Origin of the sequence: Clostridium bornimense (genome assembly GCF_018917145.1) — a bacterium.
Lineage (GTDB): Bacteria > Bacillota > Clostridia > Clostridiales > Clostridiaceae > Clostridium_AN > Clostridium_AN bornimense_A.
In genome coordinates, this window is the sequence record NZ_JAHLOD010000033.1 from 1 (window position 1) to 13509 (window position 13509).

Annotated in this window: 14 protein-coding genes, 1 tRNA gene and 1 CRISPR repeat array; of the genes, 11 read left to right on the plus strand and 4 right to left on the minus strand. The window is 27.5% G+C overall.

The annotated features are described in order from the left end of the window. Window positions 1-176 precede the first annotated feature (176 nt). Entirely contained in the window at window positions 177-1007 is an 831-nt protein-coding gene (locus KQI30_RS11485; RefSeq protein ID WP_216463463.1) for a carbon-nitrogen hydrolase family protein, read from the plus strand. Window positions 1008-1078: 71 nt separating this feature from the next. Here KQI30_RS11485 and KQI30_RS11490 read toward each other — a convergent pair. Next, window positions 1079-1154, minus strand: a tRNA-Met gene (locus tag KQI30_RS11490). Between the two features lie 225 nt (window positions 1155-1379). Between KQI30_RS11490 and KQI30_RS11495 the strand changes: the two genes are divergently transcribed. The 5 genes from KQI30_RS11495 (at window position 1380) to KQI30_RS11515 (ending at window position 3950) form a co-directional block, all read left to right on the plus strand. Then, complete coding sequence (locus KQI30_RS11495; RefSeq protein WP_216463464.1) at window positions 1380-1697, plus strand: rhodanese-like domain-containing protein; 318 nt, start codon at window positions 1380-1382, stop codon at window positions 1695-1697. 19 nt (window positions 1698-1716) lie between these two features. Next, window positions 1717-2037, plus strand: a complete 321-nt coding sequence (trxA, locus tag KQI30_RS11500) for a thioredoxin (protein WP_216463465.1) — start codon at window positions 1717-1719, stop codon at window positions 2035-2037. Window positions 2038-2063: 26 nt separating this feature from the next. Continuing rightward, window positions 2064-2921 (plus strand): NAD(P)/FAD-dependent oxidoreductase, encoded by an 858-nt coding sequence (locus KQI30_RS11505; protein ID WP_216463466.1) that lies wholly within the window; start codon window positions 2064-2066, stop codon window positions 2919-2921. Between the two features lie 161 nt (window positions 2922-3082). After that, entirely contained in the window at window positions 3083-3505 is a 423-nt protein-coding gene (locus KQI30_RS11510) for a hypothetical protein (protein WP_216463467.1), read from the plus strand. A 16-nt stretch (window positions 3506-3521) separates the two neighbouring features. Then, window positions 3522-3950: a hypothetical protein gene (locus KQI30_RS11515; RefSeq protein WP_216463468.1), complete on the plus strand. Its 429-nt coding sequence runs from the start codon at window positions 3522-3524 to the stop codon at window positions 3948-3950. A gap of 282 nt (window positions 3951-4232) precedes the next feature. Further along, a CRISPR array of direct repeats spans window positions 4233-4658; the repeat unit is 30 nt; unit sequence GTTGAAGAGTAACATATGATGTATTTAAAT. 167 nt (window positions 4659-4825) lie between these two features. Here the strand turns inward: KQI30_RS11515 and KQI30_RS11520 are convergent. Together KQI30_RS11520 and KQI30_RS11525 are read right to left on the minus strand one after the other, a co-directional pair. After that, the gene (locus KQI30_RS11520; RefSeq protein WP_216463470.1) at window positions 4826-5038 is read right to left on the minus strand and encodes a DUF2922 domain-containing protein; all 213 of its coding nucleotides are present in this window, start codon (window positions 5036-5038) and stop codon (window positions 4826-4828) included. Between the two features lie 45 nt (window positions 5039-5083). Then, on the minus strand, window positions 5084-5299 hold the full coding sequence (locus tag KQI30_RS11525) for a hypothetical protein (protein WP_216463477.1): 216 nt from the start codon (window positions 5297-5299) through the stop codon (window positions 5084-5086). Window positions 5300-5506: 207 nt separating this feature from the next. On the opposite strand from KQI30_RS11525, the gene KQI30_RS11530 reads away from it, so the two are divergent. After that, window positions 5507-6331 carry a hypothetical protein gene (locus KQI30_RS11530; RefSeq protein ID WP_216463482.1) on the plus strand — a complete coding sequence of 275 codons (825 nt, stop codon included), beginning with the start codon at window positions 5507-5509 and terminating at the stop codon, window positions 6329-6331. 407 nt (window positions 6332-6738) lie between these two features. Here KQI30_RS11530 and KQI30_RS11535 read toward each other — a convergent pair whose 3' ends face one another. Further along, window positions 6739-7314 (minus strand): hypothetical protein, encoded by a 576-nt coding sequence (locus KQI30_RS11535; protein WP_216463483.1) that lies wholly within the window; start codon window positions 7312-7314, stop codon window positions 6739-6741. A 905-nt stretch (window positions 7315-8219) separates the two neighbouring features. Between KQI30_RS11535 and KQI30_RS11540 the strand changes: the two genes are divergently transcribed. The 4 genes from KQI30_RS11540 (at window position 8220) to hflX (KQI30_RS11555) (ending at window position 12884) form a co-directional block, all read left to right on the plus strand. Further along, window positions 8220-9092: a methyltransferase domain-containing protein gene (locus KQI30_RS11540; protein WP_216463485.1), complete on the plus strand. Its 873-nt coding sequence runs from the start codon at window positions 8220-8222 to the stop codon at window positions 9090-9092. A gap of 166 nt (window positions 9093-9258) precedes the next feature. Then, window positions 9259-10503: a GTPase HflX gene (gene hflX, locus KQI30_RS11545; RefSeq protein ID WP_168574636.1), complete on the plus strand. Its 1245-nt coding sequence runs from the start codon at window positions 9259-9261 to the stop codon at window positions 10501-10503. A 361-nt stretch (window positions 10504-10864) separates the two neighbouring features. Then, a complete protein-coding gene (locus KQI30_RS11550) occupies window positions 10865-11638 on the plus strand; it encodes a 23S rRNA (adenine(2058)-N(6))-methyltransferase Erm(Q) (RefSeq protein WP_007286427.1) in 774 nt (257 codons plus the stop codon). 214 nt (window positions 11639-11852) lie between these two features. Beyond that, window positions 11853-12884 carry a GTPase HflX gene (hflX, locus tag KQI30_RS11555; protein WP_349737215.1) on the plus strand — a complete coding sequence of 344 codons (1032 nt, stop codon included), beginning with the start codon at window positions 11853-11855 and terminating at the stop codon, window positions 12882-12884. Window positions 12885-13509: the final 625 nt, after the last annotated feature.

Consider the following 13509-nt stretch of genomic DNA (forward strand, 5'->3'; position numbering starts at 1 on the left):
TAAAGCAGAATTAGAAGCAAAGAAAAAAAGAGCATCATGATAAATGCGACTAACAACGTAGTCGCATCATCATATATCTTTTATTTATTTTGATTGTCTACTTGACAGGAGTCAGATCAATGTGTGACAGCTTTTTTTGTTTTAGTATTAAAAAATTATTTGAGAGGTAACTTTGTATGGGAAAAGTAAGAATAGCAGCAGTACAATACAAGTCAGTGCTTGGAAGTGTAAGAAAAAATGTACTTAAGATAAAGGGTTTTATTAAAAAGATTATGATGGAGGAAAGTGATACGAGACTTATAATATTTCCTGAATTAGCCCTTAGTGGCTATAGCTATTTTAGTGATATGAAAGATATAGCGGAGACAATAGAGGGAGATGCTATAAGGGAAATTTGTGATATTGCAAAGGAAGAAGGGGTATCGTTAATATTAGGTTATCCAGAAAGAGATATTTATTATAAAGATAGAATTTATAATTCCCTTATTTATATTGAAAAGGATGGTACAGTGCAAGGCAATTATAGAAAGATGAATTTATTGCATAATGAAAAGAAAATTTTTTATCCTGGTAGTAGTTGTAGGGCTATAAAAACGGAATTTGGAAAGTTAGGATTATTATTAGGGTGGGACGTGATTTTTTCTATGCCATCGAAGAGTTACAAGGAGGAGGATGTTGATTTTCTTATTGTAGCCTCAGCATGGGAGAAATTATATTCTAATCAGTGGAATTTTAATATGAAAAATAGGGCAGAGGAGAATTCTTGCATTGTAATTGCAGTAAATGCTATAGGTAGGTGTGGTGATATAAGCTTTCTTGGAAGAACGGAATTTGTAAATGCTAAGGGAAATTCAATAAAGGTTTGTGATGATAAGGAAGATACATATATATCTTATGTATTTAAAGTAAAGTCAATGAATCATAGTGATGTGGATGGTGAGGATCAATCTGAGGAGTTTTCAGAAGAGGCATATATAGATGAGATTATAGAAATACCGATAGAGTAAGTTGCAGTACAAAAACAAAGGAGTTATCGCTAACAAAGGTTAATTTGTTAATACGATAACTCCTTATTTTATGGTTGCGGGGGTAGGACTTGAACCTACGACCTTCGGGTTATGAGCCCGACGAGCTGCCAACTGCTCCACCCCGCGATGTTATATGAATTGCTTTACAAGAATTATTATATACCTATTAAAATCATAAGTCAAATATATTTATTAAAATATCTAAATATTTTGAAAATTTCTATAGAGTTATTGTATATTTACATTAGATATACAAATATTCAACTTCAAAAAATGTTGTAAATGATATATTATAATGATGTCATGGTTAATATATATTTATAGATAGATAAATGAGGAGGGTTGGCATATATGAGTAGTATTATAAGTGATGAGATGACTATAAGGGCAGATGAATTAGATAAAGTGTTAGATAAGATAAATCTTATTGATATAAGAGAAGAAGATGAGTATTATGAAGGTCATGTGAGAGGTGCCAAAAATATACCTATGAATGATCTTATTCAAGACCCAGAGGAATATTTAGAGGATAGTGAGAAGTATTATATAATTTGCCACTCTGGGAGAAGAAGTGATTTAACTTGTAGAATACTTAGAGATGCTGGATATAATGTAGTAGATGTATTATATGGTACAGATGGATATCCAGGAGAATTAGAAATAGATTAGTTGTAGGAGGAAGTGTATTATGGCTGTAGTATTAAGTGGAAAAGAATTTGATAATGAAGTTTTAGAAAATGATGGAGTAGTTTTAGTAGATTTCTTTGCAGAGTGGTGTAATCCATGTAGAATGTTAGCGCCTATTTTAGATGATATAGCAGAAGATATGGAAGGAAAAGCGAAGATATTTAAGATAGATGTAGATGAAGCATCAGAATTAGCAGATAGATACGACATCACTACTATACCACATTTAATAATTTTTAAAGATGGAGAAGTTGTTGAAGAAATAGGTGGATTTCATCCAAAGGAATCATTAATAGAAAAGTTAGAAGAACATTGTAAGTAAAAGATTTTATGTAGGGATATGAATATATGAGTAATAGGTATGATATAGCAATAGTAGGTACAGGTCCAGCAGGATTATCAGCTGCTATAAATGCAAAAATAAGAAATAAAAACATTATATTGTTTGGCACAAGAAATTTAAGTAATAAGGTAATGAAGGCTCCTAAAATTAATAATTATTTAGGGCTTCCTAAAGTTACTGGTGAGGAGTTAAAGGATACTTTTTTAAATCATATTGATGATATGAATATTGAAATAACAGAGGAGAGAATAAATAATATATATGCTATGGGAACATACTTTAACTTAATGGCAAATGATAAGATTTATGAGGCTTCTACTGTTATATTAGCTACGGGAGTAGAATTTACAGCGCCATTAAAAGGGGAGTTAGAATACTTAGGACGTGGAGTTGGATATTGTGCCACTTGTGATGCACCACTTTATAGGGGTAAGAAAGTAACTGTTATTGGATACAATAAAGAAGCTGTAGAGGAGACAAATTTCATAAGTGAAATTGTTAGTGAAGTAAATTTTGTACCAATGATAAAAGGTGAGTTAAATTTAAAAGATAATATTAATGTAATAAAATCAAAGCCTAGAGCAATAGAAGGGGACAGGAAGGTAAAGAAGCTAATTTTAGATGATGGTGAGATAGATACTGATGGAGTGTTTTTATTAAAGGATAGTATTGCGCCAGGGCAACTTGTACCAGGGTTAGAGATGGATAATCAGTATATTAAAGTTAATAGAAAGTTGGAAACTAATATAAAGGGGCTATATGCAGCAGGAGATATAACTGGAAAACCATATCAGTATATGAAAGCTGCCGGGGAAGGGCAAGTAGCAGCATTAAATGCTGTAGCTTTTTTAGATAATAGATAGAAATTTTATATTGGAGATTATCATAATGATAGGTAAAAATTATTATGACAATCTCCAATATTTTTATTTAAGTTGGACAAATTTCCTATAATTGAAAATTACTATGCAATAGAATATAATTTAGTTAGGGAAAATCTAATGAAATACAGGGGGATTATCTAATGAAGGAATGTGCAAAAGAATTTATTGAGTTCTTAAAGAGCAGAGGATTTGAGATAAGAGTTAAGGAAGAGGAAAAATTAACAATTGTGGGATTTATATCTAAGATCGATGAGGAGAAAAAAGTCTTTTTTACTATTGTATTTGATGAAGAGGATTACAAAATATTAATACAAGGAGCAAAATTCCTTCCAGGAGGTATAAAAGAAGAAAGAAAACCTTTTGTATTGGAAGCTATGAATATAGCTAATGATACAGGAATAAACTACAAGTATGTTACTAGAGATGATGAGATAATCATTGAAGGTTATTATTTGATAAGAATTTTAGATAACTTTAATATCAATATGCTTATTAGAATCATTGCGGAAATGCAAGATCGTATAAAGAGTGATTATGAGATATTTATGAAAGTAATGAACTAAGGGGGATATAGGTACTATGTTATGTAAAAATGCAGAATCATTTTTAGAAGAAGCAAAAAGAAGAGGTATAGAAGGCATTGAAGTTAAGGAGGAAGATCATAACTTACAAAGGGCGATATTTCATCAAGATTTAGATAATGGCATAGATATGAGAAATGTAGTTATTTTTGATGGTAATAACGATATAGTTGTTGTAAGTGGTATGGATTTTGTAACAGGAGTTAATATGGACAAGCGATACATTATGTATGATGTATTATCACAACTAAATTGTGTTACAGAAAACTTTACATATAAATTAAAAAGAGGACAAGTTATAATAGACTCAGCTTACCTAGTAGGGGGAGCAGATAATTTTGATGCAGCGATATTATTTGACATACTTATAAAAATGAAAGCTATAGTAAATAGAGATGCTATTCATTTGATTAAATTGGCTCATTAGAAAATTTAGATAGAAGAAAGCTATATTGACATTTGACGTTAAGGATATGTTGATATAGTTTTTTAGTAAGAATTAAAAGTATTTTATATAAGAAAGTATACTGTAATTTTACCAGGTGAAATTTAAGGTGATTACTTACGAATGCAGTATTTTCAAGGGTGTAGGAGAAGTTTTTTTTAGAGGTAGAAATTATTAAAGGTATCTGGTAAAATTTTATATAAAGATAGGTATATCAAGGGATAAAAGCATATAGTGTTTTTTTAGAATCCCTTGAATACTGAGGTTGAAGAGTAACATATGATGTATTTAAATAAACCTTCTGTTACGTCATGTAGCTTAGTCCATGTTCGTTGAAGAGTAACATATGATGTATTTAAATATATTTTGAACCCCTCACAGTGAGATTAACTCACACGTTGAAGAGTAACATATGATGTATTTAAATGATTATGATTAAAAAGTGAGTGAGTTTATTGAAAGAGTTGAAGAGTAACATATGATGTATTTAAATATCTAATGTCTTCTTTTACTTCTTTAACTTTACCAGTTGAAGAGTAACATATGATGTATTTAAATTCTAGCGGTAGAGTTAATGGAATAAACGGAAATGTGTTGAAGAGTAACATATGATGTATTTAAATTATTTAAATTTGCAAAAGTATTTAAGGCTAAATTTATGTTGAAGAGTAACATACGATGTATTTAATTATTGAAACGTATATTTCAATATATCATTATTTAACTATAATAGATGTTAATACTAATGTAATTAGATGTAAAAAGCATACAAACAAGTATATATAACTTGTATTACGAACACCCTTTTACACAAGAAAAAAGCTGCTACACTTTTGTGTAACAGCTCCTACCGTTTTTTACAATTCTATTTCAAATGTCTTTGTTTCAACTATTTGAGCACTATCAAGGGAAATAATATCTCCACCCTTAAATGTAAAAACTCCTTTTTCCTTAACTAGTTCCATAAAGGCTTTTACTTTAGTATCATCAAGATCATCCTTTACTTTAGGTATAGTTATTGAAACCTTAGAACCAGTTTCTGTGATAAATTTCATTACTAATGACTTCATTAGAAATACCCCCTTTTTTAATTTTTATAAGATTTACCGCAGCGCTTATTTAACTAATAAGCTTTCATCGATTATTGATGCTTTAGAAAGAGTACCTAATTTAAGTTCGGCATAGGCATTGACGATTTCAGAAACATCATCGATATTGGCATTAAGCTTAAGATTTGGTAAAGTAACCTTTGTAGTAGAATCCTTACCATTTTCATCAGTTGTTAAAAAAGATAATTGAATACTTTTATTTGTTTGAACTGTTGATACCATGTTCATCACTCCTTTCACTCTCTATATATTCTCTTTGGCAAAGAAGCTGACATAAAAAATAGATTTATTAGATTTTACATTAATAATAATTTTATACAAACAAGATTCGACTTAATTTGATAAAATAGGAAAAATAAAGTATAATATAAAGTGCATTAAAGATCGTTGTGATGATTAGCAGTAAAGTTAAAGGATGAGAGTTTTGATATGAATGATAAAAAAGGGCTAGTGGTTTTAAAAATAATATCAATAATATCTGTTATGATCGTTATAATCTATACGACAACTGGATTTATCAGTGATAAATATGAAGATTTATTAATTGGTAAAATACAGTCTATTGTTAAAGATGGAGATGATGTATCTGATAAAGAATCAATTAAGAAAGTTAAAAAAGATTCTTTACAAGAAGATGAAGATGATGATTATATAGAAGATGATGAAGAGGATTATGAAGAGGATTATGAAGATATAGAAGACCAGGGAGAAGATGAAGAAGATATAGAGGATGAAGAGAATTCTGAAGATACAGAAAGCGATGAAGAAGTAGATGAAGAAGTTGCAAATGATGAAGAGGGTACTGCAGAAGTTAGCAATGGTTCTACCAATAATGAAAATAAAGATACTACTGTTGAAAATAAGGTGGAGACTCCTACAGTTAATGTAGAACAAGTATCTTATCCAAGGATAGTAAAAAATAATGATGGTACACTATCAGTATTAAGATCAAAAGATGGACAAGCAAATCCTATAATGTTAGATGGGTATGCTAATGGATTTTGGGAGTTTAATTATAATTATTGTGTCATTGCTCCACAAGATGTTCAATATTCTATTGAATTTGAATGTAATGGGAAAGTGGAAACTGCAACAGGTTCAGCATCAGTTAATATGTATAAACGTTATGTTAATGGAAATGTAAAAAATAATGATAAGTTAAATATAAAATTAACAGCAAAGATAAACGGAACAGAGGAAACTACATCTTTTCAAAAAACAATTTATAGAGGACTTTTTGGATTTAGAGACTAAGGAGCTGTCGCACAAATGAGGTAGATCAGAGTGCGGCAGTTTTTTTAGTAAAATAGAATGTCAGAGCACAGGTATCAGGTCACAAGGTACAGGTAAAGATGAAATTCCCTTTGGGAAATTTTTGAAATCTTAAGTGATTAATTTGTGTTATAGTATAGATTAGTTTTCTTAAGGTATTGATCTTTGATATGAGTGTGTGAAGAAAACTCTGTAAATAGCTTTCTATGATAATTATTTTAGAGTTGTAAACACCATAATTTAGTACTTATACCTTGATTACAATATTATAAATAATAATGTTCATATCAAGAACACCCTCAAATGGGTGTATTTTTTTATTGTTTAATGAATAAAATAAAGGTTCATTTAATGAACCTTTATCATATTAAGAATTTTTATGAAAAACCTTAATTAATTATTTCCTTTTTCCCTTTAAATATTCTACTCCAAAACTTTTCTTTATCTTTTTCTTTTATCTCAATATCAATTTTCCTACGTTCTTCTAGTTTTTCTTTAAGCTCTAAGAGCTTTTTATCAACTTCCTCAAAGTGAGTTTCCATAGAAAGCTTTTTTATTTCCTTATCTTGCTCCTGCTTTAAAAGTATCTGGCTATTTTCAATAAGCTTTTGAAGATTTTTTATTTGATCATCCTTAACCTTTATTTGCTCATCTTTATTCTTTAACTGTAGATCCTTTTCTTTAATTTGATCTATAACAGTATTAATTAAACTTTGATTTAATTCACTTAAATTACTTAAATCATCATTATCATCAGCAATTGAACCATTAATACTTACTTTAATATCTTCTAAATTTTCATTTCTTTTAACATTTAAGTCTTCCTTAATTAAGTTAAATAACTTCTCTGTAACATACTTTTTCCCTTGCTTTACAACCACTTCATCTTGAAATTTTTTAAGTTTTGAATAAATAGTTACTTTACTAACCCCTAATTCTGTGGCTACTTCTTCTACAGTATACATACTCCCCACCTACTTTTTAATCTAAATCTATACTTTAAATATTCTCTCTTTACCATAAATTTCCTTTTATGTGAAAACATTTTAGTATTACATTTGTATTACTATGTACTGTATTACAAATACATATCTAAAAGGAAAGTTTGGACAAGATATTCTTAAAGCTCTCTATCAAATCACAAGTAAATTCATCTACAAGCAACTTGTCCAAACTGTATCAGAAATTCATCTCTGCAGGTCTATAATAGGGCTGTTTCTTATTTCATTTGCTGAAGCTAGGGGTATTCCTTTTAAGACAAATCAAATAGAAACATCCAAGGAAGCTTTTCTGACCCTTACCGCAATAGCAGAGCTTTTAAGTAAGGCTTTGTAGGTCCTGCTATTGCCGAAAGCTACAGAAAAGCAAATTGAATCTTATGGTAAATATTGTTTAACAATTTCTATGTTTCATATATAATTAAATAAAGGAATAATTCGTAATCGTTATATATTGCGAAGCAAAAGGATAGGAGCATAGCTCCTATTTTTTATTTTATCTATAAAGTATATTGTGATTTTGCTAGAAGTGAATCGGAGTGCTTTACAGTAAATATAGTTTATGGTATCATTAAATACATTAAAATATGAAAGGAGTTGTAGTTATGAAAAATTTATATAGAATGATTAATAAATTAAAAATAATAGATACAACTCCTAAATATAATATTATATAACTATATTTAAGATATATCCACTGGTATACTAAAGTGGATTTTTTATTAACTAAAATAAGGAGGTAGCTATAATGCTTGCATATATCAGATTAAGAGGATAGCGCACGAGTTGTGGCTATCGTTAAACAAATTTAATAAAATGTCATAACTTCGTGCTATTTTATATGAATAATAGAAATAGGAAGGTTATGAACAATGAGAAAATTAAAAAAGATTGAAGTTTTAAGAGAATTACTTAATGAAAATATATCAATACTTAGATGTCCAGTGTGTAAAAAATCTATAAAATATATAAAAGAAAGTAGTGTATTATGTGAAAATAACCATTGCTTTAATATATCTAAAAAAGGATATGTTAATTTAGTAAAGAATAATGCGAAGACAATATATGATAAAAAATTATTTGAATCTAGAAGTAAAATATATGAATATGGTATATATGACGAGCTTTCTAAAGAGATAATAGATATAGTGGATAAATATACGTCAAAAAAGAATGTTAATTTTGTACTAGATGTTGGTTGCGGAGAAGGATATTATTTAAATCAACTATATTCAGATGAAAAAATAAATAGTAGGTGTAAATTGTTTGGAATAGATATATCAAGAGAAGGAATTTCACTTGCTACAAGATACGAAAATAGCATACTATGGAGTGTATCAGACTTATCAAATCTACCATTTAAAAATGATAAATTAGATATAATAATAGATATACTTTCACCATCGAATTATAGTGAATTTACTAGAGTTTTAAACAAAGGTGGAGTTGTAATAAAAGTAATTCCAGATGAACACTATTTAAAAGAGATAAGGTCTGAAATAAAAGGTAAAATAAAAAAAGATACTTATTCTAATAAAAATGTTATAAATTTATTTAAAGATAACTTGGAAATCATCTATGATAAAAGAATCACTTATAAAACAAATATATATAATTTAGAAGATTTTATAAAAATGACACCATTAACATCTGGTTTGAGCAAAGAACAAATAAATGAATTAAATAAATGTGATATAGAAAAAATAACGGTTGATTTAAAAATTATAGTCGGCAAAGTAAAGTAGATAAAGGTTAGGAGGTAATAAGATGAATATACGTGGATGTATACATTCAATAAGATTAAGAGGGTAAGTCACGGATTGTGGCTATTATCTTAATATAATTAAAAGTCATAATCCCGTGATATTTAAATATTAAAGTTTAAATATAAAATTATAGGAGATTATGAAAATGAGAAAAAGAGTAATAATTGTAGGAATTAATATAAATAACAAAAATAATTTTGAGGAATCTATAATAGAACTTAAGAATTTATGTATAGCCTGTGATATGGAAGTAGTTGGAAAAGTGGAGCAAAATTTAAAGAAGATAAATCCAACATTCTATATGGGTAGTGGTAAAATTGAAGAATTACAAGATTTAATCGAAAAAACGAACGCTGAAATAATAGTATTTAATAACGAACTATCTGCATCACAGATAAAAAATATTGAAGAAGAAGTAAAATGTAATGTCATAGATAGGACAGCTTTAATACTAGATATATTTGCAAATAGAGCAAAAACAAGAGAAGCTAAGTTGCAAGTAGAGGTTGCAAGACTTCAGTATGAACTTCCAAGGTTAATTGGTGCAAATGAAAACCTAGGTCGTCAAAGTGGTGGAGTTGGTACTAAAAATAGGGGAGCAGGAGAAACTAAGTTAGAACTAGACCGTAGACGTATAGAAGATAGAATAGCTAGTTTAAACAAGGAATTAGAAATACTGAAGTATCAAAGAAATACTCAAAAAAATAAAAGAAAAAAATCCAACATACCTAATGTAGCACTAGTAGGATATACTAATGCAGGTAAATCATCAGTTATGAATGTATTAGTTGAAAATTTTATCAATAAAGAAGATAAAAAAGTATTTGAAAAAAACATGCTATTTGCAACATTGGAGACTTATGTTAGAAATATTAAACTGCATAATAACAAATCTTTTTTACTGTATGATACAGTTGGATTTGTAGGCGATTTGCCTCATAACTTAGTTAAAGCTTTTAGATCGACACTGGAAGAGGTTTGCGATGCAGACTTATTAGTTCATATTATAGATATATCTAATCCTAATTATAAAAATCAGATAGATGTTACTAATGAAACATTAAGCCAAATAGGAGCTGATAATATTCCTATGATTTATGTATATAATAAGATTGATTTAATTGATTTAGATAAATTAGATAATAATAAAATATTAATTTCAGCTAAAAGAGATATAGGAATAGATAGATTAATAGAATCTATTTGTGAAAAAGTATTTGAAGATTATATAAGATTTAAGTTAAAAATTCCATATTCAGAAGGAAAGATGATATCTAATATAATGGAGAATGCAACTATCTTAGACTCTGAATATATAGAGGATGGAGTAATACTCAATATTGAATGTAGTGAAAAAGAGTATGTTCAATATAAACAATACATAATTTAGCATTAACTTAGATATATGATATAAAGTATATTACTATAGTTGAGAATTAATTAAATTACAAAATTAATATATTGTGAATAATTATACAAAATTAGATAAATAACCACACTTTATAATTCAAATTATTGAAAATACTAATGTATGGTTATTTTTATTATAATATAATCACAAAGTTAGCTAACATAGCCAAAGCTTATTATATGAAAAATAGGAGGAAATAAAATGATTATGAATGGTGGAATAGCGTCAATAAGATTAAGAAGATAGCGCACGAGTTGTGGCTATCGTTAAACAAATTTAATATAATGTCATAACTCCGTGCTATTTAAAGAGTAAAAATAGTGAATTAAGGAGATTATGAATGAAAGCTAAAAGTAATAATTATAGAGGAAAAGTTGATATTAGTGTATCGCAAAATTTTATTACTAGTAAAAATACTATATATAAATTAATAAAAAAAACAAATATATCCAAAAATGATTTTGTTATTGAAATTGGACCAGGAAAAGGTCATATAACAGAAGCTTTATGTGAAAAAAGTTATTGGGTTACAGCTATAGAACTAGATAGAAGTTTATATGGAAATTTAATAAATAAATTTAAAAGTAAAAATAATGTTACTCTTATTAATAAAGATTTTTTAAATTGGAAATTACCTAAAAAAAGAGAATATAAGGTATTTTCTAATATTCCTTTTTATATAACAACAAAGATTATTAAGAAATTATTATTAGAAGAGTTAAATTCACCAACTGATATGTGGCTAGTTATGGAGAAAGGTTCCGCAAAAAGATTTATGGGAATACCTAGAGAGAGTAAATTATCATTACTTTTAAAAACTAAATTTGATATTAAGATAGTGCACTATTTTAATAGAGAAGACTTCCATCCCATGCCTAGTGTAGATTGCGTCTTAGTATATTTTAAAAGAAAATATAAATATGATATATCTAAAGATGAATGGAATGAATATACAAGTTTTATATCTAAGTCTATTAATAACTTAAGAGATGTATTTACAAAAAATCAAATTCATGCAGTAATTAAATACCTAGGTATAAATCTTAATAATATTAGTGAAGTTTCTTATAATGATTGGATACAGTTATTTAGATATAAACAAAAGATAGATTAGTAATAGTAGATTTAAATTAGGAGGTGTTAAAATGATTATGAATGGTGGAATAGCGTCAATAAGATTAAGAGGATAAGTCACGGGTTGTGGCTATTATCTTAATTTAATAAAGAGTCATAATCCCGTGATATTTAAAGTTAATATTTAAATATAAAATTACAGGAGATTATGAAGATGATAAAAAAAGGAATAATTGTAGGAATTCAATGCAGATATAGTTATATTTAATAATGAATTATCAGCGTCACAAGTTAAAAATATTGAAGAAGAAATAAATTGTAATGTCATAGATAGAACTGCGTTAATATTAGATATCTTTGCAAATAGAGCAAAAACAAGAGAATCTAAATTACAAGTAGAGGTTGCGAAGCTCCAATATGAATTACCAAGATTAGTTGGTTCAAATGAAGATTTAGGTCGTCAAAGTGGTGGAGTAGGGACTAAAAACAGAGGCGCAGGAGAAACAAAATTAGAATTAGACCGTAGAAGAATAGAAGATAAAATTGCTAATTTAAATAAAGAGCTTGAAGTATTAAAAAATCAAAGAGAAGTACAAAAAAGTAAAAGGAAAAAATCTAATATTCCTAATGTAGCTTTAGTAGGATATACAAATGCTGGTAAGTCATCTGTTATGAATGCTTTAGTAGAGAAGTTTATAAATGATGAAGATAAAAAAGTATTTGAAAAAAATATGCTATTTGCAACTTTAGAAACTTATGTTAGAAATATAAAATTAGATAATAATAAATCTTTTTTATTATCAGATACAGTGGGATTTGTTGGGGATTTACCTCATAGTTTAGTAAAAGCTTTTAGGTCTACTCTAGAAGAAGTTTGTGATGCGGACTTATTACTTCATGTGATTGATATATCTAATCCTAATTATGAAAATCATATAAATGTAACAAATGAAACATTAAATCAAATAGGGGCGGATAATATTCCTGTGATTTATGTATATAATAAAGTTGATTTAATGGAATTAGATACATTCAATATAGAAGGGATGCTGGTTTCAGCTAAAAAATATATAGGTATAGAAGAATTATTGGAATCTATATGTAAAAATATATTTATGGATTATATAAAATGTAAGGTTATGGTTCCTTATAAAGATGGTAAAATGACATCTTATATAATTGATAGTTCAACTGTTCTAGAAACTGAATATACTAATGAAGGAACTTTATTTAGTATAGAATGTAGTAAAGAGGATTATGTTAAATACCAGTCATATATAATCTAGAGTGATTCTAGGTATCTATATAAACAATGCATAAATGAAAGAGGATGTCGCATACCAATTGAAAATTGTTCATGTGATAGCCTCTTTTATATTTGATAAGTAATTAGAAATGATTTTATTGTATGTGTTTATTGCAACAATAAAGTAAATAACTACAAATGATGCTAAAGACATTAAAATAGGATAAATAAATACTTCCAAAACCAATTAAGCTAGAGATAAATATACTTGTAAGAATGACTTTGTCTTTGTACGACTACGATGGGGAAAATGTGTATTAAAGAAATAACAAAAATACTTTAAATGAAATGTGTAAATTAAGTTAATGCTATAATATAATAAAGTGAACAATATTAATCTATTGCGATTCAAATAGGATGTCCAAATGGACATCCTATTATGTTATGCTAATTTCAACACTATTTTAAAACAAAGCCATGTATTATAAAAGTCACAAAGATCTGAATTTTTATGAACTTTATCTTTTATAAAATCTAATAGATGTTTTTCCAAAGTGTATCACTCCTAATATGGATATAATATTAACTTATATCAAACTATGTAATGATTATATCACAATTACGTGACGTAATATTTTAAATTAGATTTCCATAAGTATATGTAA